General features: G+C 65.9%; 24 protein-coding genes and 2 pseudogenes. 11 read left to right on the top strand and 15 right to left on the bottom strand.

Annotated elements, in window-relative coordinates:
• The first annotated feature begins 45 nt into the window (after positions 1 to 45).
• The 6 genes from ACJ512_RS17070 to ACJ512_RS17095 all read left to right on the top strand — a co-directional run bounded on the left by ACJ512_RS17070 (position 46) and on the right by ACJ512_RS17095 (position 8,308).
• The gene (locus tag ACJ512_RS17070; protein WP_005086598.1) at positions 46 to 720 is read left to right on the top strand and encodes a TetR/AcrR family transcriptional regulator; all 675 of its coding nucleotides are present in this window, start codon (positions 46 to 48) and stop codon (positions 718 to 720) included.
• A 351-nt stretch (positions 721 to 1,071) separates the two neighbouring features.
• On the top strand, positions 1,072 to 2,673 hold the full coding sequence (locus tag ACJ512_RS17075) for an acyl-CoA carboxylase subunit beta (RefSeq protein ID WP_005086599.1): 1,602 nt from the start codon (positions 1,072 to 1,074) through the stop codon (positions 2,671 to 2,673).
• Between the two features lie 5 nt (positions 2,674 to 2,678).
• Positions 2,679 to 4,712 carry an ATP-binding protein gene (locus ACJ512_RS17080; protein WP_005116476.1) on the top strand — a complete coding sequence of 678 codons (2,034 nt, stop codon included), beginning with the start codon at positions 2,679 to 2,681 and terminating at the stop codon, positions 4,710 to 4,712.
• A 54-nt stretch (positions 4,713 to 4,766) separates the two neighbouring features.
• Positions 4,767 to 5,921, top strand: a complete 1,155-nt coding sequence (locus ACJ512_RS17085) for an acyl-CoA dehydrogenase family protein (protein ID WP_005086601.1) — start codon at positions 4,767 to 4,769, stop codon at positions 5,919 to 5,921.
• 26 nt (positions 5,922 to 5,947) lie between these two features.
• Positions 5,948 to 7,501, top strand: a complete 1,554-nt coding sequence (locus ACJ512_RS17090; RefSeq protein ID WP_005086603.1) for an acyl-CoA synthetase — start codon at positions 5,948 to 5,950, stop codon at positions 7,499 to 7,501.
• Between the two features lie 213 nt (positions 7,502 to 7,714).
• Complete coding sequence (locus tag ACJ512_RS17095) at positions 7,715 to 8,308, top strand: TetR/AcrR family transcriptional regulator (protein WP_005086604.1); 594 nt, start codon at positions 7,715 to 7,717, stop codon at positions 8,306 to 8,308.
• Here ACJ512_RS17095 and ACJ512_RS17100 read toward each other — a convergent pair.
• The 11 genes and pseudogenes from ACJ512_RS17100 to ACJ512_RS17150 all read right to left on the bottom strand — a co-directional run bounded on the left by ACJ512_RS17100 (position 8,305) and on the right by ACJ512_RS17150 (position 17,445).
• Positions 8,305 to 10,031 (bottom strand): annotated as a pseudogene (locus ACJ512_RS17100) (acyclic terpene utilization AtuA family protein). The gene ACJ512_RS17095 and the pseudogene ACJ512_RS17100 overlap by 4 nt on opposite strands.
• The gene (locus ACJ512_RS17105; RefSeq protein ID WP_005116473.1) at positions 10,028 to 10,840 is read right to left on the bottom strand and encodes a TIGR03084 family metal-binding protein; all 813 of its coding nucleotides are present in this window, start codon (positions 10,838 to 10,840) and stop codon (positions 10,028 to 10,030) included. Before ACJ512_RS17105 ends, ACJ512_RS17100 begins: the two are co-directional and overlap by 4 nt.
• A gap of 1 nt (position 10,841) precedes the next feature.
• The gene (locus ACJ512_RS17110; protein ID WP_005086608.1) at positions 10,842 to 11,609 is read right to left on the bottom strand and encodes an enoyl-CoA hydratase/isomerase family protein; all 768 of its coding nucleotides are present in this window, start codon (positions 11,607 to 11,609) and stop codon (positions 10,842 to 10,844) included.
• Positions 11,610 to 11,652: 43 nt separating this feature from the next.
• A complete protein-coding gene (locus tag ACJ512_RS17115) occupies positions 11,653 to 12,123 on the bottom strand; it encodes a hotdog family protein (RefSeq protein ID WP_005086609.1) in 471 nt (156 codons plus the stop codon).
• Positions 12,120 to 12,611: an FAS1-like dehydratase domain-containing protein gene (locus ACJ512_RS17120; RefSeq protein WP_005115562.1), complete on the bottom strand. Its 492-nt coding sequence runs from the start codon at positions 12,609 to 12,611 to the stop codon at positions 12,120 to 12,122. The genes ACJ512_RS17115 and ACJ512_RS17120 overlap by 4 nt, the downstream gene beginning before the upstream one ends.
• A 32-nt stretch (positions 12,612 to 12,643) precedes the next feature.
• Positions 12,644 to 13,069: a dihydroxy-acid dehydratase gene (locus tag ACJ512_RS17125; RefSeq protein ID WP_005086611.1), complete on the bottom strand. Its 426-nt coding sequence runs from the start codon at positions 13,067 to 13,069 to the stop codon at positions 12,644 to 12,646.
• On the bottom strand, positions 13,066 to 13,524 hold the full coding sequence (locus ACJ512_RS17130; RefSeq protein ID WP_005086612.1) for an FAS1-like dehydratase domain-containing protein: 459 nt from the start codon (positions 13,522 to 13,524) through the stop codon (positions 13,066 to 13,068). The genes ACJ512_RS17125 and ACJ512_RS17130 overlap by 4 nt, the downstream gene beginning before the upstream one ends.
• Positions 13,517 to 14,560 (bottom strand): LLM class flavin-dependent oxidoreductase, encoded by a 1,044-nt coding sequence (locus ACJ512_RS17135; RefSeq protein WP_005086613.1) that lies wholly within the window; start codon positions 14,558 to 14,560, stop codon positions 13,517 to 13,519. The genes ACJ512_RS17130 and ACJ512_RS17135 overlap by 8 nt, the downstream gene beginning before the upstream one ends.
• Complete coding sequence (locus ACJ512_RS17140) at positions 14,557 to 14,994, bottom strand: Zn-ribbon domain-containing OB-fold protein (protein WP_005061010.1); 438 nt, start codon at positions 14,992 to 14,994, stop codon at positions 14,557 to 14,559. Before ACJ512_RS17140 ends, ACJ512_RS17135 begins: the two co-directional genes overlap by 4 nt.
• Positions 14,991 to 16,158: pseudogene (locus ACJ512_RS17145) on the bottom strand (thiolase family protein). Before ACJ512_RS17145 ends, ACJ512_RS17140 begins: the two are co-directional and overlap by 4 nt.
• Before the next feature lie 282 nt (positions 16,159 to 16,440).
• Positions 16,441 to 17,445 carry a helix-turn-helix domain-containing protein gene (locus tag ACJ512_RS17150; RefSeq protein WP_005086614.1) on the bottom strand — a complete coding sequence of 335 codons (1,005 nt, stop codon included), beginning with the start codon at positions 17,443 to 17,445 and terminating at the stop codon, positions 16,441 to 16,443.
• Positions 17,446 to 17,559: 114 nt separating this feature from the next.
• Here ACJ512_RS17150 and ACJ512_RS17155 point away from each other — a divergent pair, with 114 nt between their 5' ends.
• The 3 genes from ACJ512_RS17155 to ACJ512_RS17165 are packed head-to-tail and all read left to right on the top strand — an operon-like array spanning position 17,560 to position 20,495.
• Complete coding sequence (locus tag ACJ512_RS17155) at positions 17,560 to 17,880, top strand: 2Fe-2S iron-sulfur cluster-binding protein (RefSeq protein WP_005086615.1); 321 nt, start codon at positions 17,560 to 17,562, stop codon at positions 17,878 to 17,880.
• Positions 17,881 to 17,910: 30 nt separating this feature from the next.
• Positions 17,911 to 19,299 (top strand): cytochrome P450, encoded by a 1,389-nt coding sequence (locus ACJ512_RS17160; RefSeq protein WP_005086616.1) that lies wholly within the window; start codon positions 17,911 to 17,913, stop codon positions 19,297 to 19,299.
• The gene (locus ACJ512_RS17165) at positions 19,296 to 20,495 is read left to right on the top strand and encodes an NAD(P)/FAD-dependent oxidoreductase (protein ID WP_005086617.1); all 1,200 of its coding nucleotides are present in this window, start codon (positions 19,296 to 19,298) and stop codon (positions 20,493 to 20,495) included. The genes ACJ512_RS17160 and ACJ512_RS17165 overlap by 4 nt, the downstream gene beginning before the upstream one ends.
• A gap of 16 nt (positions 20,496 to 20,511) precedes the next feature.
• On the opposite strand, the gene ACJ512_RS17170 is transcribed toward ACJ512_RS17165, so the two are convergent.
• The 4 genes from ACJ512_RS17170 to ACJ512_RS17185 form a co-directional block, all read right to left on the bottom strand.
• Positions 20,512 to 21,093 (bottom strand): TetR/AcrR family transcriptional regulator, encoded by a 582-nt coding sequence (locus tag ACJ512_RS17170; protein WP_005116470.1) that lies wholly within the window; start codon positions 21,091 to 21,093, stop codon positions 20,512 to 20,514.
• Positions 21,094 to 21,183: 90 nt separating this feature from the next.
• A complete protein-coding gene (locus tag ACJ512_RS17175) occupies positions 21,184 to 22,095 on the bottom strand; it encodes an alpha/beta fold hydrolase (protein ID WP_005086619.1) in 912 nt (303 codons plus the stop codon).
• Positions 22,095 to 22,532: a PaaI family thioesterase gene (locus ACJ512_RS17180; protein WP_005086620.1), complete on the bottom strand. Its 438-nt coding sequence runs from the start codon at positions 22,530 to 22,532 to the stop codon at positions 22,095 to 22,097. Before ACJ512_RS17180 ends, ACJ512_RS17175 begins: the two co-directional genes overlap by 1 nt.
• Before the next feature lie 45 nt (positions 22,533 to 22,577).
• Positions 22,578 to 23,264 carry a TetR/AcrR family transcriptional regulator gene (locus ACJ512_RS17185; protein WP_014850466.1) on the bottom strand — a complete coding sequence of 229 codons (687 nt, stop codon included), beginning with the start codon at positions 23,262 to 23,264 and terminating at the stop codon, positions 22,578 to 22,580.
• A gap of 51 nt (positions 23,265 to 23,315) precedes the next feature.
• On the opposite strand from ACJ512_RS17185, the gene ACJ512_RS17190 reads away from it, so the two are divergent.
• Complete coding sequence (locus ACJ512_RS17190) at positions 23,316 to 24,809, top strand: acetyl-CoA acetyltransferase (protein ID WP_005110545.1); 1,494 nt, start codon at positions 23,316 to 23,318, stop codon at positions 24,807 to 24,809.
• On the top strand, positions 24,806 to 25,906 hold the full coding sequence (locus tag ACJ512_RS17195) for a zinc-dependent alcohol dehydrogenase (RefSeq protein ID WP_005086624.1): 1,101 nt from the start codon (positions 24,806 to 24,808) through the stop codon (positions 25,904 to 25,906). Before ACJ512_RS17190 ends, ACJ512_RS17195 begins: the two co-directional genes overlap by 4 nt.
• Positions 25,907 to 25,919: the final 13 nt, after the last annotated feature.

A 25,919-nucleotide genomic window follows, 5' to 3' on the forward strand; every position in this document is an offset into this window, starting at 1 on the left:
ATCTGACTTTATGCCTTGTCAGATAAGACTGCCAGACTGTAGGACATGAGTCCAGCACGTGTTTATGGCGGGCTGTCCGCAGCTCAACGCGATGCGCAGCGCCGCGTGATGTTGATTGATGCCGCGGTCTCAATCATGGGCACCCACGGAGCTACCGCGTGCACCGTGACCGCCGTGTGTGCGAAGTCAGGAGTGACGAGCCGGTACTTCTACCAGCAGTTTCGCGACCGAGACGCACTCTTGCGCGCGGTATTTGCCAAGATCTCCGCCACCTTCCAGGCGGTGATAACCAGCGCCATTCCGGACGACACGGTTGCTCCTCAAGAACTCGCTTACGCTCCGATCAAGGCCCTGGTTCAGGTGATCGAGAACGATCCCAGCATGGCCCGCATACTGTTTGTCGAATCGGGCGCAGAACCCCTCCTTCGGCAGCTGCGAAGCGAGCTGATGACCGATTTTGCGGAGCTGGTGCTCAGAGAGGCCCGCTTGCACCTCGATATACCCAGCGAGGTGCTTCAAGTCGCAGATCTCGCCGCCACCTACGGTGTCGGGGGCCTGTTCGAGATACTCCGTCGCTGGATAGACGGACAACTGAACCTCTCGACTGAAATGCTTATCGAGCACTGTGCGGGTTTTCTCGGCAGTCTCGGCCTATATACCCTCGGGCAGGCGCCTGATCAGGCCGCTCCGCGGCTGGCCGCAGTTGACGAGACCCGATAGATTCTGACCGACCCGGATTTATATACGACTCGGTTGGCTGAGGCGCATGGCGCGACGCTGATAATCACTGCTGGCGTTCACCCGAGATCGCGACCGTAGACTCCACGCGCGCCGGACGAGGAACTCGATACGACCTAGCAAGGGCCCTGTGTGTGCCGTCGCGCCCGCAGTCAATTCCTTTGATCGCTCGATCTGCAGCGAAGCGCACCGCTTCGATCCATCGCGCTTCGACGGAATCGCGGCGCGGGAAACAAATCTGACGCAAGCCCTGCCGCCGTTGTCACCTGATGTTAATTGCGGCTAACATCAGCGCCTAGCAGATGACGTCGATGCTCGCCCGGAGGGAAAATTTTGGTACAGGTCTTGCCCGACCGGGTCGACGACACCGCGCCCGGGTATCTCAAGAACCGCGAAGGACTGAGCGCGCAACTCCACACCATCGTGGAGCAACTGGCGCTGGTCAACGGCGGCGGAGGCGCGAAATACGTTGCGCGCCACCGCAAGCGGGGCAAGCTGCTCGTCCGCGAGCGCATCGAGCTGATGCTCGACCCCGACACGGCGTTCCTCGAACTATGTCCCTTCGCCGCCTGGGGCAGTAAGTTCCCCGTCGGCGGTAGCGTGGTGGTCGGCATCGGCGTAGTCGAGGGCATCGAGTCGATGATCATCGCCCACGACCCCACCGTCCGCGGCGGCGCATCGAACCCCTATACCTTCCGCAAGGTGTTCCGCGGCATGGCCATCGCGCGGGAGAACCGACTGCCCATCATCAACATCGTCGAGTCTGGCGGCGCCGACCTGCCCACACAGGCAGACATCTTCGTGCCCGGCGGACAGCTGTTCCACGACTTGACACAGCACAGCGCAGCGGGGCTGCCGACACTGGCCTTGGTCTTCGGCAACTCCACCGCTGGAGGTGCGTACGTCCCGGGCATGTGCGACTACGTCGTGATGGTTCGCAACCGTTCCAAGGTGTTCCTCGGGGGTCCGCCGCTGGTCAAGATGGCCACGGGCGAGGTCTCCGATGACGAGTCGCTCGGCGGCGCCGACATGCACGCCCGCACCTCGGGGCTGGCCGATTACATGGCCGAGGACGAGCAGGATGCGATCCGCATCGGCCGTCGCATCATGGCGCGGCTCAACTGGCGGAAGAACGGCCCCGGACCCACCACGCCGCCGCACCCACCGGTGCACGACCCCGATCAGCTGCTCGGCATCGCGTCGGTCGATCCGAAGGTGCCCTTCGACCCCCGCGACGTCATCGCCCGAGTGGTCGACGGCTCGGCCTTCGACGAGTTCAAACCTCTCTACGGCACGTCACTCGTCACCGGCTGGGCCTCGATCCACGGCTTCCCAGTCGGCATCCTCGCCAACGCACGGGGCATCCTGTTCAGTGAGGAGGCCGAGAAAGGTTCGCAGTTCATCCAACTGGCAAATCAGATCGACACCCCCCTCATCTTCCTGCAGAACACCACCGGTTTCATGGTCGGTGCCGAGTACGAACAGGGCGGCATCATCAAGGACGGCGCCAAGATGATCAACGCCGTATCCAACAGCACGGTCCCCCACGTGACCATCACCATGGGTGCGTCCTACGGTGCCGGGAACTACGGCATGTGCGGGCGATCGTACTCGCCGCGTTTCCTATTCGCTTGGCCTAACTCGAAGTCGGCCGTGATGGGTCCGGCGCAACTGGCCGGAGTGCTGTCCATCGTGGCGCGCGAGTCCGCCGCCGACCGCGGGCTGCCCTTCGACGAGGAGGCCGACGCCCAGATGCGCGCCGCCGTCGAGGAACAGATCGAGCGCGAATCCGTCGCACTGGCCAACAGCGGCCGACTTTACGACGACGGGATCATCGATCCCCGCGATACGCGGACCGTTCTCGGGTTCTGCCTGTCGGTGATCCACAACGGCGAGGTCCGTGGCCAGCGTGGCTACGGCGTGTTCCGGATGTGATGGCGATGCCCAAGATCCGCAAGGTCCTGGTCGCCAACCGTGGCGAGATCGCGCGGCGGGTGTTCCGCACTTGCCGCGATCTCGGCATCGCCACCGTCGCGGTCTATTCCGACGCCGACGCCGACGCGTGGCACGTCGCCGACGCCGACGAGGCCGTGCACCTTCCCGGCTCGTCTGCCGCTGAGACCTACCTCGACATCCACCGGATCATCGCCGCTGCCTCGCTCACCGGCGCGGACGCAGTACACCCCGGCTACGGCTTCCTTTCGGAAAACGCCGGGTTCGCGCGCGCCTGTGCCGCCGCCGACCTCGTCTTCATCGGTCCGCCGCCCGGGGCGATCGACGCGATGGGCTCGAAGCTGCAGGCCAAGAAGACGATGTCCGACGCGGGGGTGCCTGTGCTGCCCGGTGGCGACACGACGGGGCTATCGGCCGAGCAGCTGGCGAAGCTGGCCGCCGACGTCGGCTACCCCGTGCTGGTCAAGGCCAGCGCCGGCGGCGGTGGCCGAGGCATGCGCATTGTCGCGTCGCCGGACGAGCTCGACGAAGCGGTCACCTCCGCTTCGCGTGAGGCCGCCGCCGCGTTCGCCGACGGCACCGTCTTCCTCGAGCGTTACGTCCAGCGCCCACGCCACGTCGAGATCCAGATCATGGCCGACACGCACGGAAACGTCGTCTCTCTGTTCGAGCGCGAGTGCTCCGTGCAGCGTCGACACCAGAAGGTGATCGAGGAGGCGCCGTCACCGGTCGTCGACGACGCGTTGCGCGCTCGGATGAGCGAGGCCGCCATCGCCGCCGCGCGCGCCGTCGGCTACGTAGGCGCCGGGACGGTCGAGTTCGTCTACGACGCCGCTCAGGATGGCAAAGCCGACTCCTTCGCCTTCCTCGAGATGAACACCCGGCTGCAGGTCGAGCACCCGGTTACCGAGCTGATCACCGGCCTCGACCTGGTGCGTGCCCAGCTGCTCGTAGCCATGGGCCGCCCGCTGCCTGAGGAGATGCACAACCCGCGAATTCGCGGTCACGCGGTCGAGGCCCGTCTGTGCGCCGAGGATCCGGCCGATGACTACCGGCCCTGTACCGGCACCCTGCGCACCTTGGATGTCCCGGCGCTTGCCGGCGTGCGGGTTGACTCGGGTTTTCGTGCCGGTTCGGTCATCAGTCATTACTACGATTCGCTGCTGGCCAAGGTCATCGCGTGGGCACCAACGCGCGACGAGGCACTTGCCAGCCTCTCGGCGGCGCTGGCCGGCGCCCGTATTCACGGCGTGACCACCAATCGCAACCTGCTTGTTCGCGTCCTGCGCCATGACGAGTTCGCCGGGCGGGGCACCGACACTGGGTTCCTTGACCGACACGACGTCGCCCAACTCGGCGCTGCCCTCCCAGACACGCAGTCCGAGCGCCTGCACGCCGTCGCGGCGACCGTGGCCGGGGTGGCCGCGCGGCGTGCCGTCGCAACTCTGCAGGCCACGTTGCCCGCCGGCTGGCGCAACAACCCTTCGCAGCCGCAGACCACGACCTGGCAGACCCAGGGTGGGCGCGAAGTGCGCGTCGGGTACACGTTAGGTTCGACAGGGACCTGCCTGCAGGTCGACGACGAGCCGTTGGCCGACGTCGAGGTTGTCGAGGGCAGTAGCGAGCGGGTGGTGCTGCGCGTCGACGGGGTGCGCCGCACTTATGATGTCGTCCTCGACGGCGATGTTGCCCACCTCGACTCGGTCGCCGGCTACTCCGCCCTGCGGCTGGCGCCACGCTTCGTCGACCCGAGCACTCTCAACCCGCCCGGGTCGCTCACCGCGCCGATGCCGGGCTCGGTGATCCGACTACCGGTCGCCGAGGGCGAGACGGTCTCGGCGGGCCAAACCCTTGTCGTCCTGGAGGCGATGAAGATGGAGCACACCGTCGCGAGCCCGATCGACGGGGTGCTGAGCGCCCTGCCGGTCCAGGTCGGCCATCAGGTCTCGAGCGGTGACGTCCTCGCCGTGGTCGAGGCGGTGGACGGCGGTGAAGTGGCGTCGGACGCCACCGAGCTCTAATGAACCCGGCGCGCTCCCGATCGGTGGCGCGTCGATACCGATGTGAGGAGTGTCATGGAATTGCACGAGACAGAGGAACGTCAGGACCTGCGCAAGGCGGTCGCCGAGATCGCCAAGGACTTCGGACACGAGTACTACCTGGAAAAATCGCTGGCCGGCGCGAAGAGCACCGAGCTGTGGCAGGCCGTGGGCAAACAGGGCTTCCTCGGGGTGAACCTTTCCGAGCAGTACGGCGGCGGCGGCGGCGGCATCTACGACATGCAGATCGTCGGTGAGGAGCTCGCCGCGGCGGGCTGCCCGCTGCTGATGACCGTCGTCTCGCCAACCATCTGCGGCACGATCATCCAGGCATTCGGCAGTGAGGAACTCAAGCAGCAGTGGCTGCCGGGCATCGCCAGCGGCGAGACGATCATGGCATTCGCAATCACCGAGCCGGACGCGGGCTCGAACTCGCACAACATCTCCACGACCGCGAAACGCGACGGCGACGACTGGGTCATCAACGGCACCAAGTACTACATCTCCGGTGTCGACGAAGCCGAAGCGATCCTGGTCGTCACCCGAACGTCTACCAACGACAGTGGTCGCGGACTACTCAGCCTGCTCGTCGTGCCCACCGATGTCCCCGGGCTCACCAAGTCACTCATCCCGGTCCAGGCGGTCACTCCAGAGAAGCAGTTCACTCTATTCTTCGATGACGTCCGCGTGCCGGCCGCCAACCTTATCGGCACGGAGAACGAGGGCCTGCGCCAGGTCTTCATGGGCCTGAACCCGGAGCGAATCATGGGGGCAGCGCTCGGCAACGGCATCGGCCGTTACGCGCTGGATAAAGCCGCCGATTACGCCCGCAACCGCCACGTGTGGGGAGCGCCGATCGGCTCGCACCAGGGCGTATCGCACCCCCTCGCCCACGCCAAGATCCAGGTCGAGCTGGCCCGGTTGATGACCCAGCGTGCCGCCGCCCTGCACGACGCCGGCGATCCGGGGTCGGGTGAGGCGTCGAACATGGCGAAATATGCCGCAGCCGAGGCGGGCATCCTGGCGCTCGACCAGGCGATTCAGACCCACGGCGGCAACGGCATGGCCACCGAGTACGGCCTCGCCACGTTGTGGGGTCCGGCCCGGCTCATGCGCACCGCGCCGATCAGCCGCGAAATGATCCTCAACTTCGTGGCGCAGCACAGCCTGAAACTGCCCGCGTCCTACTGAGTCGCCGCGGACGGAAAGGGAATCGCATGCAACTCGGCATCGGTCAGTGGGTGACCCGGCGCGCCTTCCTCAACGGCGGGCGCACCGCGTTGATCAGCAACGGCGCGCACATCACCTACGCCGACCTCGATCGGCGCACCAACCAGGTCGCCGCCGCACTCATCGCCCTCGGCGTGCGCAAGGGCGATCGGGTCGCGATGCTGCTGGTCAATTCGACCGAGTTCATCCAGGTGCTGCTGGGCTGCGCCAAAATCGGCGCACTTGCAGTTCCGCTCAACGTGCGCCTTGCCGGACCCGAGATCGGCTACATCCTGGCCGACTCAGGCGCCGATGTTCTGGTCTTCCACGAGCCGTTCGCCGCGCAGGCCAAGAGCGCCGTCACCGAGTCCGGAGTCCGCGTGCGCCATGTCGTACGCGCCGGTGGGGCGCCGGCGCCGGGCGAGCTCGGCTACGAAGACGTCGTCTCGGGCGCCGCGCCCGAACCGCTCAACGGTGACGTCGACGGCAGCGACCCCGCGTTCATCATGTACACGTCGGGGACGACGGGCCGACCCAAGGGCGCGATCCTCACCCACGACAACCTGCTATGGAACGCGATCAACGTCCTCGGCACCGACATCGGCCTGCGGGGCGAGGACGTCACCGTCGCGGTGGCGCCGTTGTTCCACATCGGCGGGCTGGGAGTACACACCCTGCCGCTGCTCTACGTCGGCGGCACCAGCGTCATCATGCCGTCCTTCGAGCCGCGAGCTACGCTGCAGGCGATGGCCGACCACCACGTCACGGTTCAGTTCATGGTGCCGGCCATGTGGACCGCTCTCACACAGGTGTCCGACTTCGACTCCTTCAACCTGTCTGCGCTGCGTTTCGCCATGGGCGGCGGGTCGCCCGTCCCCCTCACGGTCATCGACTTCATGCGCGAGCGAGGCGTGCCCTTCACCGAGGGCTTCGGCATGACCGAGACCGCTCCCCTGGTGACCGTCCTCGACGCCGAGAACATCAGCACGCGGGCCGGGTCGATCGGCCGCGTCGCGATGCATGTCGACGCCCGCATCGTCGACGACGACGACCGCGACGTCGCGACCGACACCGTGGGCGAACTGATCGTGCGCGGTCCGAATGTGTTCACCGGCTACTGGATGAAGGCCGATTCGAGCGCCGAGGCGTTGCGCGGGGGCTGGTTCCACACGGGCGATCTCGGGCGCATGGACGCGGAGGGCTTCATCACCCTCGTCGACCGCAAGAAGGACATGATCATCTCCGGCGGCGAGAACGTCTACCCGATCGAGGTCGAGCAGGTCCTCTTCCGCCACCCGGCGGTGTTCGACGCCGCCGTGATCGGCGGTAAGGACGCGAAGTGGGGCGAACGCGTCGTCGCGGTCGTGGTTGCCGACCCGGCGACGCAGGCGCCGAGCGCCGAGGAGATCGTGGCGTGGTGCCGGGAGCGGCTGGCACACTTCAAGTGTCCGCGTGACGTGCACTTCGTCGCCGAACTGCCGCGCAACGCCACCGGCAAGCTGCTCAAGACCGAGCTGCGCGCGCAGTTCACGGGCATCGAGGGCGGAGTCGTTTTGCGCTGAGTCGTGCCGCTGCACATCGCGGGTTCGGAGCAGGGCCCCTAAATCATGAACTGAGAAAAGGATCGACAGCATCGGCGGGGGCTAGCGGTTTCGTTCACCTCCCTCGATTCGGTGCGGCGGGTGCCGACGCAGGCAACCCCAGCGTCGGTAGGATCCCAGCCCAGCGGATCGGACGGCGAACAACGTAACCACAAATCGACAGGAGGCCTGAAAGTGGCCGGTTTGCGCCGCAAACTGCTCCTCGAGGCCGCCGCCGACCTGTTCGCGCGGCAAGGCTTTCACGCCGTGGGCATCGACGACATCGGTGCCGCAGCAGGGGTGAGCGGGCCGGCCGTCTACCGGCACTTTCAGAACAAGGACGCGATCCTTCGCGAGTTATGCGACGCCGCCATGACTGAGCTGCTGGCCGGCGCCCGGCGCGCCACCACGGCCGGCACACCGACGGAGGTCCTGCACGCCCTTGTCGACCTGCACGCGGCCTTCGGCGCGCGACGACGCGGCCTGTTGGCCGTCTACGCCCGCGAGCACCGCTCGCTGTCGCCGCTGGCGACCCGTGCCCTGCGACGCCGACAGCACAGCTACGAGTCCTTTTGGGTCGAGGCACTCGTACGAGCACGGGGCGATCTGGACCGTGAGCGCGCACAGGGCCTGGTCGCCGCCGTGCTGTCATTGCTCAACGCGTCCGCGTACATGCCGGCGTCGCTGGACGACGCGACGATTGAGGCGATGCTGGCCGCCGCGGCCGTTGCGGCGCTGTTCAGCCGCGCGGTTACACAGCAGGTAGACGGCGCCCCGCACCGGATTTAGTGTGTGTCGAGCAGCGACTGGGGAATGTCCACCATGCGGGACCGCACGTATTCCCCGAGCCCCTTGGCCTGTGCGTCCAGCCGGGTCGAGGAGGCCACCCCGTCACCGAGCAAGCCGTGCACCACCACGTTGAGGGCGCGCAGGTTCGGCAGTTCGAAGCGCTCCATGGGCAGGTGCGCCGTCTCCGGCCCGAGCAGAGTGCGCAGCCGCTCGACGCTGAGGTAGTCACGCGCCCACGCGTACCCAGGGTCATCCCGTGCCCACAGGCCGAGGTTAGCGTTGCCGCCCTTGTCTCCGGACCGCGCGCCGAGTACCGACCCGAGCGGCGCGCGACGTGTCGGCCCGGACGGCACTGGCAGCTTCGCGAGCGCGGCGATCCTAGCCGGCGGGACGGCACCGGTCGGCGGGTCGGGGATCTCGTGCCGTGTGCCGTCGGCGTCGACGAGTACGTGCGTGAGGGCCGACCGCGCTACGTAGGCCGGCCGGTAGACGCCGAAGGCGGTCTCCGAGGACGGTGGCGTGGTGGTGTGGAAGCCGGCGAAACCAGCCAGGGCGATCTCCATGACCCCCCCCCGGAGAAGGCTCGGCCCACCTTGCGCGGGTCGGCGTCCTTCACCGTCACACGCAGGTGCGCGCAGGCTTGCTCGTTCGTCGGTGCGTCGGAGACGTCGAAACGCAACAGCCTCACGTCGACTTCGTCGAAGGCGTCGCGTCCGCCGAGAACGTCGAAGAGCTGCTGTTCGGCGAAAGCCGCCTTGGCCCCGATGTCGAGGCCGGTGAGCACCATGGTCATTGTGTTACGGAAGCCGCCCACCTCATTCAACGCCACCTTCAACGTGTCCGGCGGCGGACTGCCTTTCGTACCGCTGATCGCGACGCGGTGCTCACCCTGTTGAGCCAGCCGGATGGTGTCGAAGTGGGCGACGACGTCGGGGCCGAGGTAGGCAGGTTCAGCGGTCTCGTAGAGCAGCTGGGCGGTGACCGTGCCGACTGAGACCAGTCCCCCGGTGCCGGGATGCTTCGTGATCACCGAAGAGCCGTCCTCGGCGACCTCGGCGATCGGAAACCCCGGGTAGCGGCGGTCCGTGATCTCGTCCAGGAACGCGTAGTTGCCGCCCGTCGCCTGAGGGCCGCACTCGATCACGTGCCCGGCGACGACCGCGCCCGCGAGCCGATCCCAGTCGGCGGGTGCCCAGGCGTGCCACCAGGCGGCTGGACCGACGACCAGGGATGCGTCGGTGACCCGGCCGGTCACGACGACGTCGGCGCCCGAACGCAGCGCCTCGGTGATGCCCCAGGCGCCGAGGTACGCGTTGGCCGATACCGGTTTGATGTCGCCGACGGGCGGCGTGATTGCGTGGAGGTCGCCACGTAGGTCGTCGCCCTCGACGTGAGCGACGCGCGCGGTGAGGCCGAGACGGGCGGACAGCTCGCGCAACGCGGCGGCCAAGCCGGCGGGATTCAGCCCGCCCGCGTTCGCGACGACCTTGATGCCATGATCGAGACAGGTGCCCAGCACCTGTTCCATTTGGGTGAGGAAAGTCCGCGCGTACCCGCCGGACGGGTCTTTGGCCTGGGCCTTGGCCAGGATGAGCATGGTCAGCTCGGCCAGATAGTCACCGCACAGGACGTCGATCGGTCCGCCCTCGACCATCTCGCGGGCTGCGGCGATGCGGTCGCCGTAAAAGCCGGAGCAGTTGCCGATGCGGACCGGGACGCTCACCGCTGACGCCCTGCAAACTGGCCCGCCACGCGCCCGCCGCCAGGGGGCCCCGCGAAGGCCTGGGCGATCGCGAGCCACTGGTCGGCCAGCGGGCCGTCGGCGACCAAAGCGGTGTCGTCGCGGTGGCGGCGTTGGGTGACCAACAGGCAAAAGTCGAGCGCCGGCCCGCTCACGCGGTTGGCCGCGTCGGCTGGCCCCCACGTCCAGACGCTGCCGTCCGGAGCGGTCAGCTCAACGCGTACCGGGTCCGCGGGCAGGTCCAGACCGTTGGCCAGGTAGCTGAACGCGCGTGCACCCACCCCGATGTGGGCCACGTGACGCAGCCGTGCCGTGGCCTCGCGGGTCGCGCCGAGCGCGTCGACGACGTCCTGGCCGTGCGCCCAGGTCTCCATGAGTCGCGCTGTCAGCGACGAGACCGCGCTCATCGGCGGCCCGAACCACGGCAGGCGGGTCGCCGGGTCAATGTCCGCGAACGCCGCAACGAGGGCGGCACGCGACGTGTCGAACCACGCGAGCAGGTCGGCAGCCGGCATTTGACGGTAGCGCTCGGCGATGACGTCGGGTGAGATGGCTCCGTCGGCCATCATCGGCAGGTAGTCGCTGCTGAACCCGTCGGGGTCGGTGGCCGAGCGCACCGCGACGTCGTCGAAGAACGCCAGATGGCTGATCTGGTCGCGGATCGTCCAGCCCACGGCCGGAGTCGGCGCGTCCCAGCCGCGCGGACCTTCGGTCAGCGGCGCGACCAATCCGCGTAGGGCTGCCGTCTCCGCTTCGATGTCGGTGATAACCGACTGCATGCTCACCGCCATGTCAGTGTCCCTTCCACTGCGGCGCGCGCTTCTCGCGGAACGCCGCCGGGCCTTCCTGCGCGTCGTCGCTCAGATAGACCGGCTCCCATATCTCGTCGGCCAGGTCGTACGCGGCGGCGAGGTGGTGCTGCGCCGAGAGGTACACGGTGCGCTTGGACGCGAGCACGGACAGCGGTGCGTTCGCGGCGATGCTGAGCGCCAACTGCTGGGTACGCTCGCGTAACTGATCGGCCGGCACCACCTCATTGACCAAGCCGACCTGGTGGGCGCGCGCGGCGGTGATCGGGTCGCCGGTCAGCAGGATTTGCATGGCAACGCGCGGGGGCACCAGCCACGACAGGGGTGTCGCCCACGGCGAACCGCGGCCGACCTTGACCTCGCTGACGGCGAAGGTCGCGTGTTCGGCGGCCACGACCAGGTCGCACTGCTGCGCGAGCAGGAAGCCCCCGGCGAACGCGACACCGTTGACGGCCGCGATCGTCGGCTTCGCGACATCGATGTTGCGGCCGAACTGCGGAGCGAAGTCCTTCGGGGGCACCTTGAGCGCGTTCTGCGCCATCTCCTTCAAGTCCCCGCCGGCGCAGAACGCCTTATCGCCCACGCCGGTGAGGACGAGCACCTTCGCCGCGTCGTCGTCATTGAAGCGGAGTACCGCGTCGATAAGCCCCGTGCGCACAGCGTTGTTCAGCGCGTTGCGCGCCTCGGGCCGGTTGATCGTCAGCCAGGCCACGCTGTCGACGACCTCGTAGCGAATCGGTTGCTCGGCCACCGAGCCTCCGTCCCTCACCGTCGTCTCGCATGTGAGTGGCAGTTCACCCCGGCACCTCGACAAACGGGTCGGCCAGCTCAACGGTGGCTTCACTCGGCACGCACGGACCATCTTCGCTCGAGACGAGCAACTCGAGGTCGACGAGGCGCCGTCCGCCATCGTCGCGTTTGGCCACGACCTTGCCGCTCAGGGTCGCGGTCTGGCCCGGGTAGATCGACCGGATCATTGAGATTCTGCGGCGCCGGATGAGCGCGTCGGGTCCGGCCCATTCGTTGAGGCCGCGGTCGATGAAGCCATGGAAGAAGAGGGTTGACAGGTAGATTGTGCGCTGGCCCTGGCTGCGCGCGTAGTCGGGGTCGTGGTGACCGGGGAACCAGTCCCATGTCGAAGCCGCGTTCATGCAGATGCGCTTGTAGCTGATCTCGATCGAGACGGGCGTCAGGGTGTCGCCGACGGCGATGTCCTCGAACCGCACGGGGAAGCGGACCATGCTGTGCTCGGTGGATCCGTTCATGATGCGCCTTCACTATCGGCGGTGTCGTATCGGAAGAGCACGTTGGTGTTGCGGCCGATGACCTCACCGTGCTGGTCGGAGAACGTACTCACCGTGGTGATGAACACGCCGGTGCCCACCCGCGTCGTCTTCGGCTCGGAGATCGAGGCGATCTCCTCCACGATCGACACGTGATCGCCTACCCGGGGCCGGCGTTCGAACTCCGTCGTCGTCGAGGCGTTGATGATGTGGTGGCCCGGCAACGGGACGCTGAGCGCGAACATCATGTCGGCACGCGCTAGGTACCCGGGCACCCACTGCGGCGCGAAGCCGAGGCTCATCAGCAGCCCGGGCGGGCAGTCCTCACCCTCCCAGTAACGGGGGTTCGCGTCCTCGACGAGCGAGCAGTAGTACAACACCATCGAGCGGTCGATCGGGAACCACGCACGCCGCGGTTCGGAGCGATGACCGACCCACGCCCGGCCTTCGTCGAAGGTCCCGAATGTCATCCCGAGGCCGGTGACGTCGCTCGTTGGCGCGCTCACCGGGCCACCTGCACGACGGCGCTCCCCTTTATCGCGGGTTCGCCGGACTGGCGCGTGACCACGAGTTCGAGGTCTGCCACCTGCTGCCCTCCGGCCTCGCGCACGCCGGTGACCCTGCCGCCGAAGCTGAGCAGGTCACCGGGCCATACCTGACCGGTGAACCGGATGCGGAACGAGCGGATGTTGGCCAGCCCCACCCAGGCGGTCAGCCGCTGGGCGAGCACACCGCCGTGCAGCAGTCCCATACCGAACACACCGGGCATGCCGGCCGCGCGGGCGAACTCCTCGTCATGGTGGATCGGGTTGAAGTCGCCGCCGGACCCGGCGTAGCGGACGATGTGCGAGCGCGTCAGCGGGCCGAACTGTGAGCTCGGCATCTCGTCGCCGGCGGCCAACGCCACCGGCGCGGGGGATGTCGTCATTGGGTGGAGCCTCCGGTTTCGATCAAGACGTCGGTCTGGCGCACGACGAGTTCGTCGCGCTGGTTGGTGAAGTCGGTCTCGATCGTCACGATTGTCATGGTGCCGCCGCGCTTGCCCTCGCGGCTGGTCACGTTCGACACCCGACGCGTCTCGGTGAGCTCGTCGCCGACGACCACCGGCGCGAAATACTCCCAGCCGCACTCACCGTGCAGTACGCGTCGCAGGTCGAGCCCGAGGGCGCCGAACATGTCGTCGTCGGCGCGCCAGTGAGCCGAGGAGACGACGAAGGTCGGCGGAGCGGGGATCGCGCCGAAGCCGGCGGCGCGGGCCGCTGCGGCGTCCTGGTAGATCGGGTCGTGGTCGTCGAGGGACAGCGCGAACTCGCGCACTTTGGACCGGTCGACGGGAAATGTGGTGCTCCCGAGTTGCGTCCCGATGAGCGATGCGTCAGCCACTCTGGTCACCTTTCCCGCCGGCGAAGGCCGGTGCACAATCGCGAATGAGGCTGCCTAGGTTCTCGGCGATGCGCTCGGGCGCGAGGCCGATCGAGGGTGAGTAGAGAACGATGTGGTCCAGCACGCCCTCGTAGCGGCGCAGCCCTTCTCGGACCTCGGCGGCGGTGCCGGCCACCGCCATCGCGTCGATCATGTCGTCGGTGACGGCTGCGAACATGGCCGGCAGGTCACGCCGCGCGAACGCGTCGCGAATCGCCGCCCCCTGCCTGGCGAAGCCGCTCACATCGAGAACGTGTTCGTAGGTCTTCACCGAGGAGTAGAACGCGATCTGCTGCGCGGCCTCACGGCGTGCGATCTGTGGGTCGTCGTGCACCGCGCAGATGACCATCGAGACGATCTCAATGTCGGCGGGATCGCGTCCGGCCCGCTCCGCACCGCGCACGACGGCTGGGCGGGCGACCTCCTCGACGTAGGTCGTGGTGAATAGCGGATGACCGGCCAACCCGTCGGCGACGCGCCCTGCCACCTCGCACATCCGCGGACGCACGCCCGCGGTGATGATCGGGATGGCCCGCTGCGGCGGCGCGACGTCGCCGGTCGGGACGAGATTCATCCGATAGAAGCGACCCTCATGGCGCACGGGGCCCTCGTGCAGGTTCCAGATCCGACGCACGAGCGGGACCAGCTCCTCCATGCGCAGAGCGGGAGCGGAGGTGTCCTCCACGCCGTGCCAGTCGCTCATCATGCGGCGTGTGCCGTTGCCGAGCCCGAGCACGACGCGCCCGCCTGAAAGCTCGTCGAGGTCACGCGCCTCGGTGGCGAGCACGAGCGGGCTGCGCCCGACGCCATACAGGATCGACGACCCGATGCGGCAGCGCTTTGTGCGCGCGGCCATCGCGGCCATCGAGATCGAGCCGGAGCGCGAGTAGAACTCCGAGGCCCAGGCGGCGTCGAAGCCGGCGAGGTCGGTAGCCTCGGCGGTCTCGACAAGGGTGGCCAAGTCCGCGCCGAGCACCGAGACCCCGTACGTGCTCACGACGCCGCCGGCCTGAATCGGACCAGCCCAAGGTCCTCGTTCACCCGCTCGAACACTGCGCGCACTCTTGCGCCGATCGCAACTTCATCGGGGGCCACGCCCTCGAGACTGGCCAACAACTGCGGCCCCTCGTCCAGACGAACGAGCACGACGACGTACGGCTCGCTGCGCGGGAACGAGTCCCACGGGGGGCGGTACACCGGCGCGAAACTGACGATCTCACCAGTACCCGCCGCGGTCTCCCAGGCCAACTCACCGTCATGGCAGACGGGACACACCAGCCGCGGGTAGAGGAACGGGTGGCCGTTCGCGCACCGCTGGAAGACGAGTACGCCGCGGGCCGCTGCTGCGAAGTAGGGACGGTTGACATCGGTCAGCGGCGGCAGCGCCTCAGGATCGTGCAGACCGTCGAGGGAACTCGAAGCTGCGGTCATGACGCTCCCTCCATCACCATGCTGACGTGACTGCACAGCATCGAGCCGTAGCTGTGCACGAACGCGGTGTCCGCCCCGAAGACCTGACGGCCCTCGGCGCGACCGGGACAACTGCCAATAACCCTCGAGGATCTGCGAAATGCCAGAGGAGGTCCCGGTGTGCCCGAACCGGATCAGGCCGCCGTCGGTGTTCACCGGAAGGTCGCCCCCCGGATCGGCGCGGCCGTCACGGTAGAAATCGCCTGCCCCGCCGGGCTTCACGAAGCCCGCCTCCTCCAGGATCATCGCCGGGTTTGAGGCGAAGGCGTCGTAGAGCAAGGCGATGTCGATGTCGGCCGGCGCCCGTCCGGAGCGCTCGAAGGCCATCGGACCCGAACGGGCGGCCCCGGTACGACCCGGGCGGGCCAGCGAGGTCAGAAAACCGTGGGTGTGACCCTCTCCAAACCCGAGCAGGTGTACCGGCCGGTGTTTGCCCGCGCGAGCCCGGCGGGCCGAGCCCAGCACGAGCGCGCCACCGCCCTCGCAGGGAATCGAGCAGTGGTAGAAGTGGAACGGCCCGGCGATCGGGCGGGACGCCAGCACGTCCTCCACAGTCAGGCGTTGTGAGCGGTGCGCGATCGCCGCGGGATTCAGCGCGGCCCACCGGTCCTGCGACGCGGTGACCTCGGCGATGTCCGCCTTGCCCTGTCCCGTCTCGTGCATCCAGGCCTGCGCGATCAAACCGTACAGCGCCGGCACGGAGGGTCCGTAGGGCATCTCGAACGCGTGGTCACACACCAGCGCCATCAGTTCGCGCCCGCCATCGCGGATCGGTGGAAACTTGCCCGCCGACACGACCAGCACCGTCTCGGCCTCGCCCCGGGCGATGACGTTACTCGCCATGCGCGTCATGGCCAGATGGGTCCCGCCGCCAAGCTGACAGGTCATCTGAAGTTTCAGGTTGTGCAGCCCGAGATAGTCCATGAGGTCCTCGGACAGGAAGATCGAACCCTCGTTCGTCATCGGCCCGGCGCACACGAGACCGTCGACCTCGTCTGGGACCACCCCTGCGTCGGCGAGAGCCGCGACCGCGGCGCGCACATGCAATTCAGTGGAGGTGTACGGAACGTTTCTTCCTGGAGCGACTTCGGCGGCACCGATGATGGCCGGCTGGTCGTGTGGCATCCGGACTCCTTCCGACCACGCGTTCAACGCCGGTCCCGACGTGAACGACGGTTAGCATAGCGTGACTAGGGGGTCCGCGTCACCCCCGGCCCGCACCCGCCGCCAGCGCGGTATGGATTCTCTGGATGTCGTTGCGCCTCTTCCCAAGAGGGTGCTGCGATGACCGAAACCCGCGCCGATCGTGTCGTTTCTCGACGATGTCCAGGTGACAGATGAGGCCGATCGCGAAGCCCGCTGGTTCCGGTGGACGCCCGGCACGCGCCCGGGCGGAACTTTGCGCGCTCAGTCGCGCGTTTTTCTGAAGTGGCGCGGTGACCGACCGGTCCACCGTTTGAACGCATGTGTGAAGTTCGTGAGGTCCGCGTACCCGAGTTCTGCCGCGATCTCGCTTACAGACACCGATCTGTCGAGAATTCGCAGAATTGCTCGCTCCTGCAAGAACGACTGACGTAATTCTCGAAAGGTGGTCCCCTCTTCGCGCAGGCGCCGCTTCAACGTGCTCGGGGATATCGAGAGCTCGCCCGCCGTCCGGCTGATGTTCGTTTTTCCGGGATCTTTCTCGAGCAGGTCCCTTACTTTTTCGGAGACCGACGTGTCACGTCGTTGATCGAGAGTTCGCTGCAAATCGGTGACGGCAATCCGGTACGCCACAGGATCGGAGAATCGACAGACCTCCTCCAGCGTAGCCGCGGGAACGTGGACGAACGAGCTGGGGGCGTCGAAGAAGATCCGACCCGCCAACACTTCGTCATGAAGAACCCACGACTCCGGCGCTGAATGACTCAGATGCAGTTCAATATTCGGTACGGCACCCGCGAGCATGTCGAGCAGACGCAACAGCGCCAGCCCACCGTAGGTGACGGCCAGGCAGTTCAGGCCCGCGTCACCGGTGCGACCGGTGAGCCCGATCGTGAGGCCGCGTTCCGTCGAATGGAACGACGGGCTGAGGGCTGTGGTGATCACCGGCAGATAAGCAAGCAACTCGACAACCTCGGCTACCGAGCCCGCGCTGACCAAGGGAACACTGAGTGCCCCAAAGGACGTCAGTTTGGCGTGTTCAGCGAACGCGAAACCCAGACGGGTTCCCTGATCACAATCGAAATCGGAATATATCTCCCTGAACCACCGTAAGGGGACCTGCGCGTCGCGGCCCACCAACATCGACTCGGTGACGTGCTCGCGAACCATGATGCTGCGCAGCGCAATGCTGGCGTCATGCCCCAGCGCCTCACTGTCCAGCATCTGCAGGAAAGCCAGCGCTGGCATACCCGAGTCGTCGAGTTTCACGTGCCTCCCTGCGCGTGAGCTAAAAACACAACTCTTTGACTCCTGCGAGTCTAGCGACGCTGGTCACGCGCGACAACACTAAAAAGAGAAGTTCCAGATTGAGGAGAGTTAATCATGGCAGTCGTCACCTTCGTCTCTCATGACGGCGAGAAGTACGAAGCCCCCTTGGCCGAAGGGCAGTCCTTGATGCAGATTGCGGTCAATAACGCGGTGCCCGGCATCGACGGCGATTGCGGAGGGGAAGCCGCATGCGGAACATGCCACGTGATCGTCGCTCCCGAGTGGTCGGACACGGTGGGACTCTGCGGCGCCAACGAAGAGGAGATGCTCGCGATGAACCCCGAGCGTCAGCGGACGTCGAGGCTGTCCTGCCAGATGGCCGCCTCCGAGGCATGGGATGGCTTGACGGTCGAGCTACCTGAGTTCCAGCTCTGAAACAACGTCATGGATTTGGAGGAAACAATAATGAGTATTCCCGCGGCAGTGGCCGCCAAAGCCCAGTCTGCCGTGCCTCTGGAGCTGCAAATCCGCGGCGCACACCTCTACGACAAGACACGTCGGTGGGTAACCGGAACCAATGGTAAGAAGATCTTCACCGAGACGCCCATTCCTCCGGTCGAGGACGTCGATATCGCCGACATCGATCTCAGCAACCCGTTCCTCTACCGCCAAGGCCGCTGGAAGTCCTACTTCGAACGCGTGCGCAACGAGGCGCCGGTGCATTACCAGGCTCGCAGTCCGTTCGGCCCGTTCTGGTCGGTGACCCGCCACGCGGACATCATCGCCGTCGACAAGAACCACGAGGCTTTCTCCGCAGAGCCGTTCATCATCATCGGGAGACCGCCTCGTTTTATGGACATCGCCATGTTCATCGCGATGGATCCGCCACAACACGACTTGCAGCGCGCTTCCGTCCAAGGGGTTGTCGCGCCGAAGAACCTGCGCGAGATGGAGGGGCTGATCCGCTCGCGTGTCCAGGAAGTGCTGGACGATCTACCGGTGGATCAGCCGTTCAATTGGGTGCACCACGTCTCCATCGAACTGACAGCGCGCATGCTCGCGACCCTGCTGGACTTCCCGTACGAGCAGCGGCACAAGCTCGTGGAATGGTCGGACCTCGCCACCTCCATGGAGCAAGCCAATGGCGGTCCTTCCGACAACGACAGAGTGTTTCGTGGCATGGTCGACATGGCGAAGGGGCTCAGCGCTCTCTGGCATGACAAGGCGGCCCGTACCGCCAACGGGGAGCGACCGGGCTTCGATCTGATCACGATGCTGCAGGCCAACGAGGACACTAAGGATCTCATCGACCGCCCGATGGAATTCCTCGGCAATTTGGTATTGCTGATCGTCGGGGGAAACGACACGACTCGCAACTCGATGAGCGGAGGGGTTCTCGCCTTGAACCAGTTCCCCGATCAGTTCGAGAAGTTGAAGGCGAACCCTGACCTGATTCCCAACATGGTGTCCGAGATCATTCGCTGGCAGACCCCGTTGGCGTACATGCGCCGAGTCGCGAAAAAAGACATCATGTTGAACGGGCAATTCATCCGCAAGGGCGACAAGGTCGTGATGTGGTACGCCTCTGGTAACCGCGATGAGCGTGTCTTCGAGCGGGCCGATGAGTTGATCATCGATAGGAGCAACGCCCGCAATCACATCTCGTTCGGGTTCGGCGTGCACAGGTGCATGGGAAACCGACTTGCTGAGTTGCAGCTTCGAATCCTGTGGGAGGAATTGCTCCCTCGCTTTGAGAACATCGAGGTGGTCGGCGAACCCGAGTATGTGCAATCGAATTTCGTCAGGGGTATCAGCAAGCTGATGGTTCGCCTCACTCCCAGGCCGAGTGCATGACTCCCGAACGAGCGGTGATCGTCGGCGCGAGCCACGCCGGCGCGCAGTTGGCAGCTAATCTTCGAAGGGAGGGGTGGTCTGGGGAGGTCGTGCTCATCGGCGACGAGGGGGGACTGCCCTACCACCGGCCTCCGTTGTCGAAGGGATACCTGGCCGGCAAGAACGGCCTCGACGACCTCCTGATTCGCGGCGCTGATTTCTACGAAAAGCAGCACATTCGACTCTTGAATGCGACCGTGGAGGCGATCCACCGGAGTGCCAAGCGTGTGTCTCTGAGCACCGGCGACACGCTGACGTACACCAAGCTCGCGTTGTGCACCGGCGCAAGGGCCAGACGACTCCCCACACCAGGGGTGGATCTTCCCGGAATTCACTACCTGCGTACCGCTGCAGACGTCGAGTTGATCCGTGCCGCCGCCACACCGGGTCGGAGGGTTGTGATCGTGGGCGGCGGTTACATCGGGTTGGAAACGGCGGCCTCGCTGTGTTCGCTCGGCATGAACGTCACCGTCCTCGAGGCAACCGAGCGTGTACTCGAAAGGGTCACCGCGCCGGAGGTTTCCGCGTTTTACACGCGAATCCACCGCGGCGAGGGAGTGGAGATCCGAACACACGCCCTCGTCGAAGCCTTCTCCGGTAACGGTGGGGTGCAGGAGGTCGTGCTGGCTGACGGCGAATCGATCCCCGCCGACTTGGTCATCGTCGGCGTCGGTGTGGTGCCGAACACCGAGCTCGCCTCGGCCGCAGGATTATCCGTCGACAACGGCATCGTGATCGACGACCAGGCCCGCACCAGCGACCCCGACATCGTGGCCGCCGGCGACTGCACGAGCCACACCATGGCTCGATACGGCTCGCGTATTCGTTTGGAATCCGTATCGAGCGCCGGCGAGCAGGCCAAGATCGCTGCGGCGACAATCTGCGGAAAACACAGCGCAATCGCTGCGCTTCCGTGGTTCTGGTCCGACCAGTACGATCTCAAACTCCAGATTGCCGGTCTCAACGCCGGATACGACGAACTGTTGCTCAGTGGTGACCCGTCGCGTGACCGTGACTTCAGCTGCTTCTACTTCCGCGAGGGCGAACTCATCGCCGCCGACTGCGTCAATCGTCCTCGCGATTTCATGTCCAGTAAGCGGGCCATCAGCCAGCAGCTCCGAGTTGACCGCTCAGAGCTCCTCGCCGGCTCGATCTGACACGAGAGCTTGCTGGCTACAAACTGTGGACAACTCCCAGGTACCTGAGTGCTACGCGGGAGATCCGCTCACCGGTGGTGGCGATGTCCGCGGCGGGGAGTACAACATGACTCACTGTCAGTCGCACCAGAACATCTGCGACCTCCTCAACGTCTTCGGGATCGAGATCGTCGAAGTGGTCGTTAAACCACGTGATCAGAGCCGCGGAGCAGAGCTGAAGCAGGGAAGCCGACGTCGGCAGAAGAGGTAGGACTCCAGTAGACGACGAGCCACCGCGATCATTCCCCGAAGCGTTGGACGTCAGAACTGCCTTGAGGAGCGGGCTGTCTTCTGCTTCACAGAGGGTGAATTGCACCGCTGCGGTGATGCCGCCCCGCACGTCGCCCACGTGTTCGGCAAGGACGGCAAGAATGCCTTCCATAAAGCGCTGGCCCTCCGACACCACAAGCGCGTCGCCGAGCCCCTGTTTGTCGCCGAACTCTTTGTACAACGTCGGGCGGGAGACGCCGACCGATTCGGCAACCTCGCTCATCCGGACCTGATCCCAGCCCTTCTCGATGGCGAGTTCTCGTGTCGCCCTCAAAACCTTTTCGCGCACATGCCGGCGGAAAGACACCCGCACTGGTTCAGTTGGCATAGGAGCAGGATAGGCGCCAGCCCTACATGGGCAGTCAACCGACAGCAGGGTTCATATGGTCCTGTCGAGGAATTCGACGACCGCCGTCGAGAATGCGTCGTTGTTGTCGCCGGCAATCATGTGTCCCGCGCCCGACACGTCAACGGTTTGCGCGTGCGGAACGACGGTCAGGAAATGCCTTACTGTCTCTTCGGAGACGATGTCAGATAGTAGGCCCCGGACCAGCAGCGTTGGCGCGGACACCTGCCGCGCACCATCGAGAAGGAAGGCGCTCATCATCTCGAAGTACTCAGCGCCCTCGTCTGGATCACCCTGCAGGAACTGGAAATTCGACGTCACGAAGGCTGGATCCCATCGCCAGGACCAGCGACCGTCTTCGCGACGGGCGAGGACTTTTCGGAGCCCGTCGAGGTTTTCGGGGCGAGGGCGGTGCGGGTTGTAGGCGGCGATCACGTCAGCGGCCGACTCTAGGCTGTCGAAACCTTCGGGGTGTGCCGACATGAACGCTACGACTCGTCGGGCGCCGTCCATCTCCATTCTCGGAGTGACGTCAACCAGCACGACGGCCTGCCATAGATCCGGCGGGGCGAGCAAGTGTGTTCCGAGAATGGTCAACCCGCCCAGAGATGCGCCGATTGCGGCGACGGGGCGGCCGGAATCGGCGTATGAGCGCACGGCCAATAGGTCGGACCCCAGCCGGTCCATGTCGTAGCGTCCGTCGGGGTCCCAGTCGCTGTCCCCGTGTCCCCTGGTGTCGTACGCGGCCACCGTGTATCCCCGCTGGTGCAGGCGTTGGGCGGTGACGTCCCAGGCGTGTCGGCTTTGACCGCCGCCGTGAAGGAGCAACACGACCGCCCGCGGTGCGTCACAGTGGTAGAGGTCGACGGCCAGCGCCAGCCCGTCTGCCGTGGGCACGCGCTCGACCACAGGAGCCGACGAATCGCCTGTTCTCTTTGCCGACATCAGGAGCTCGTCTTCGGTGCGACGACGGTGACGGTTCCCTGGGCCGCACACACCGCTCTGCCGTCGTTGCAGATGTCGATCCGCGCCACCCCGCTGGTTCTGCCCAGCGCGATGATCTCAGCTGTGGCTACACAGGTGCCGCTGGAGACCGGACGAAGCAGATTCAGTTTGAACTCCGTTGTCGCGACCCAAGATCCCAGTGGAATCACGGGATAAAACACCACGCCGAGGCAGTGGTCGACCATGGCCGATAAGCAGCCCCCATGCAGGTTGCCGAACGGCGTCTTCAGGTCGTCGCGTGCGTCCATCTCCGCGACGAGCCGTCCCGCAGCGAATTCGGTGTGACGGAAGCCGAGGTAACCGGCCAACCCGCCCGTGGTTTCTGCTGCGCTCTTGAGTTGCTCAGCGACCTGTTCGTTGAACGTGGTGAATTGCACAGGCCCTCCTACCTCATCTGCCGTCGAGACATTACTCCATAGATGTCACATCGGTCGAGCGTGGTCACCCGCCAGGATCGCCGGAAGGAGAAACCTCGACAGAAACGCCCGGAGTCCGTCACGACTGCGCTCCCGCGGCCCTCGAACAGTCAGCAGGCTCAGTATCGTGCGGACAACCCACTCGGCGGCGTCGTCGACGGAGACGCCCGGTTCCACGCAACTCCAGTGTCTGGTGAAGATGGGACGCAGAAATTCGGTGACGATTTCGAAGAGGGACGTCGAGGTCCCCGCCGCGAGACCCACGCCGGCTAGTTCCTCGTCGCTGCCGAACAACAATCCGATGATCTCTTCGCGGCGCGCGGCCTCAACCGTGTATTCCACGAAGTCGACGAGCGCGGAGCCCAGGTCGGCGTGCGCCGCGATCCGCGGGCTGATGCGGTCGAGATAGCGCTCGGCGGCGCGAATGATGACGCCCGACATCACCGCCTCCCGACTGGGGAAGTAGCGATACACCGTTGCCCTGGACACACCCGCTGTTCTGCCGATGTCCTCCATAGTCGTGCCCACCACACCGCAACTCTCGAGGCACCGCTCGGCAGCATCGAGCAACCGGTCGCGAGCGGACCCACGATCTGTCGGCGCGGCGGCGCCCCATCTCAACAACCTCGTCGACACACAGCCAGTATGCCGCGCGCGCACACCATTGTGACTTGCCCACGCACATGACACCATCGCAGTTATGTCTCAAGTCAGCCCCGTGGCCCTGAGCGGATGCCGATGCCGATGTTGGTAGAAGCGCGTACCCCGGTTGTCGTCGGCGTGGGCGAAGTTACCCATCGCGGGAACGACTTCGTGGACCCGATCGACTTGGCGGTAGAAGCCGCACGCCGCGCGGTCAAAGACGCAGGTCGCCCGGTCGAGCGGCGCATCGACACCGTCGCGACTCCCGGCATCCTGGTCATACCGCGCGACAATCCCGCCAGCAGGATCGCCGAAGCGATGCACATCAGTCCCGCCCGCCGCATCAGCTGTCCCGTCGGCGGAAACACCCCGCAGTATCTCGTCGAGGTGTTGGGTGGCGAAATACGCGAAGGCCGTGCAGATGTCGTCCTGGTCGTCGGGGCGGAGAGCGGGCATTCCGCACGCAAGCTTCAGGGCAGGGCACTTCTCGACTCGCCGCCCCCACCCCGCTCCGGCGACGAATCCCTGGGCGACGCCCGCCCCGGGCTGAGTCAAGCCGAATTGTCGGTGGGTCTGAGTTGGCCGCACGAGGTGTATCCCATCTTCGAGTCCGCGATCGCCGCGCGCCACGGCCGCGACTTCGATGCTCAACGGGAGTGGCTGGGCACGCTGATGGCACCGTTCACAGCCGAGGCGGCACGCCATCCGGAACAGGCCTGGTTCCCACGCGCACGAAGTGCCACCGAACTCAGCGAAGTCACCGCGGAAAACCGCATGGTCTGCTTGCCCTATCCCAAGTTGCTCAACAGCATCATGTCCGTCGACATGGCTGCCGCCTTCATTCTCATGGCGGCCGAGGTGGCGGACGAATTGGGCGTCGCGCGCGATCGTTGGGTCTTTCCCTGGTCAGCAGCGACTTGCAACGACGTGTACTTCCCCGTGGAACGGCCGGACCTCAGTCGCTCATCGGGTATCGAGGTAGCGGCACGGAAGGCTCTCAATGCGGGGCGGTTGACCATCGACGACATCCGGTGGTTCGATCTCTACTCCTGCTTCCCGTCGGCAATTGAGATGACTGCCGAGGCTCTCGACTTGGACCCCCTCGACGACAGAGGCCTCACAGTAACCGGAGGCCTGCCGTATCACGGCGGTCCCGGAAACAATTACGTCAGCCACTCGATCGTTGAGATGGTCCGACGGTGTAGACGCGACCCAACCGATGTCGGACTCGTCACCGGCCTCGGGTGGTATTCGACGAAGCATTCGGTCGGTCTGTGGTCGGCCACCCCGCCACCAACCGGGTGGCGACTGCTCGACACGGCGGTCGAGCAAGCTCAGATCGATTCATCGAGGTTGGGTGTCGCAGGCGTCGACGAGGCGACCGGTTGCGCGACAGTGGACGGATACACCGTCGTCTACGACCGAGACGGGCAACCTCGATGGACTCCGATCATCGCGCACCTGTCCGACGGGCGAAGAGTCGTCGCACGCAGCGACGATCCGCAGATTGCCGAGGCGATGGGCGGGGAAATGTATGTAGGTAAAACGGTGTGCCTCCGAAACACAGGGTCGTTCACCGGATTCGAGCTTCCATGATCGCCGAGGCGATGGTGCTGACCGGACCGCGGAGTCTGCAGCGGCGCCAGATGATCATCCCCGACGTCGGCGACCGGGGTGCGATCCTGCGAGTTGAAGCATGCGGTCTGTGCGGAACAGATCACGAACAATTCACCGGACACCTGCCTGCCGGCTTCTCATTCGTTCCAGGGCACGAAATCGTCGGCATCGTCGAACATGTCGGCGCTGCGGCCGGCCAACGCTGGGGTGTACAAGCCGGCCAGCGCGTGGCCGTTGAGGTGTTCCGGTCCTGCCGAGACTGCCCCGAGTGCCGCCGCGGCGAATACCGGCGGTGCGCGGTGAACGGCATCGCCACCATGTTCGGGTTCGTCGACGTGGAGATCGGCGCGGGCTTATGGGGCGGATACGCCACCCATGTGGAGCTTCCGTGGGACGCGATGCTGCTCCCGATTGCCGAAGACATGGACCCCGTTCTCGCCACGTTGTTCAACCCTCTCGGGGCCGGTATCCAATGGGGGGCGACTCTTCCCGACACCAAGGCCGGGGACGTCGTAGCGATCCTGGGGCCCGGCATCCGCGGAATCTGTGCGGCGGTGGCGGCCAAAGAGGCGGGAGCCGCGTTCGTCGCGATGACCGGCGTCGGCCCACGCGACGAACAACGACTGGCCATCGCCAGATCATTCGGTGTCGACCTGCCCATCGATGTATCGCAGGACGATGCAGCGACCGCGCTTCAGCGTGAGACAGGCGGACGGCTTGCCGACGTGGTCGTCGACGTCACCGCCAAAGCACCCTCCGCGTTCGCCGATGCCGTCGGCCTTGCCAGGCCCGGCGGCACAATTGTGGTGGCCGGCACCCGCGGAGGAGGCGGCGCGCCCCGGTTTGAACCAGACTTGTTGGTCTATAAAGAATTACACGTCGTAGGCGCACTCGGCGTGGAGTATCCCGCCTACCGGGCAGCCCTCGAGATTCTCGCCATGGGCCGCTGGCCGTTCGACCGGATCACCAGAGAATCAACCGGATTCGCTGGGCTCGCACAGCTGCTCACTTCGCTTGCAGATGAAAGTGCCCGATCAAGTGGGGCGCTCCACAACGTCTTTTTGCCCACGCCCTAACGGCGGTGCAGAG

Source organism: Mycobacterium cajalii, from assembly GCF_045809005.2.
GTDB lineage: Bacteria > Actinomycetota > Actinomycetes > Mycobacteriales > Mycobacteriaceae > Mycobacterium.

What these genes read in the sequence shown, in the direction of transcription:
- ACJ512_RS17165 (WP_005086617.1), top strand. Translation starts at nt 19,296, where the DNA reads ATGACTCCCGAACGAGCGGTGATCGTCGGCGCGAGCCACGCCGGCGCG.
- ACJ512_RS17115 (WP_005086609.1), bottom strand. Translation starts at nt 12,123, where the DNA reads ATGAACGGATCCACCGAGCACAGCATGGTCCGCTTCCCCGTGCGGTTC.
- ACJ512_RS17185 (WP_014850466.1), bottom strand. Translation starts at nt 23,264, where the DNA reads ATGGTGTCATGTGCGTGGGCAAGTCACAATGGTGTGCGCGCGCGGCAT.
- ACJ512_RS17175 (WP_005086619.1), bottom strand. Translation starts at nt 22,095, where the DNA reads ATGTCGGCAAAGAGAACAGGCGATTCGTCGGCTCCTGTGGTCGAGCGC.
- ACJ512_RS17190 (WP_005110545.1), top strand. Translation starts at nt 23,316, where the DNA reads ATGTTGGTAGAAGCGCGTACCCCGGTTGTCGTCGGCGTGGGCGAAGTT.
- ACJ512_RS17140 (WP_005061010.1), bottom strand. Translation starts at nt 14,994, where the DNA reads ATGACCGCAGCTTCGAGTTCCCTCGACGGTCTGCACGATCCTGAGGCG.
- ACJ512_RS17195 (WP_005086624.1), top strand. Translation starts at nt 24,806, where the DNA reads ATGATCGCCGAGGCGATGGTGCTGACCGGACCGCGGAGTCTGCAGCGG.
- ACJ512_RS17085 (WP_005086601.1), top strand. Translation starts at nt 4,767, where the DNA reads ATGGAATTGCACGAGACAGAGGAACGTCAGGACCTGCGCAAGGCGGTC.
- ACJ512_RS17090 (WP_005086603.1), top strand. Translation starts at nt 5,948, where the DNA reads ATGCAACTCGGCATCGGTCAGTGGGTGACCCGGCGCGCCTTCCTCAAC.
- ACJ512_RS17155 (WP_005086615.1), top strand. Translation starts at nt 17,560, where the DNA reads ATGGCAGTCGTCACCTTCGTCTCTCATGACGGCGAGAAGTACGAAGCC.
- ACJ512_RS17125 (WP_005086611.1), bottom strand. Translation starts at nt 13,069, where the DNA reads ATGACGACATCCCCCGCGCCGGTGGCGTTGGCCGCCGGCGACGAGATG.
- ACJ512_RS17120 (WP_005115562.1), bottom strand. Translation starts at nt 12,611, where the DNA reads ATGACATTCGGGACCTTCGACGAAGGCCGGGCGTGGGTCGGTCATCGC.
- ACJ512_RS17080 (WP_005116476.1), top strand. Translation starts at nt 2,679, where the DNA reads ATGCCCAAGATCCGCAAGGTCCTGGTCGCCAACCGTGGCGAGATCGCG.
- ACJ512_RS17105 (WP_005116473.1), bottom strand. Translation starts at nt 10,840, where the DNA reads ATGGCGGTGAGCATGCAGTCGGTTATCACCGACATCGAAGCGGAGACG.
- ACJ512_RS17070 (WP_005086598.1), top strand. Translation starts at nt 46, where the DNA reads ATGAGTCCAGCACGTGTTTATGGCGGGCTGTCCGCAGCTCAACGCGAT.
- ACJ512_RS17160 (WP_005086616.1), top strand. Translation starts at nt 17,911, where the DNA reads ATGAGTATTCCCGCGGCAGTGGCCGCCAAAGCCCAGTCTGCCGTGCCT.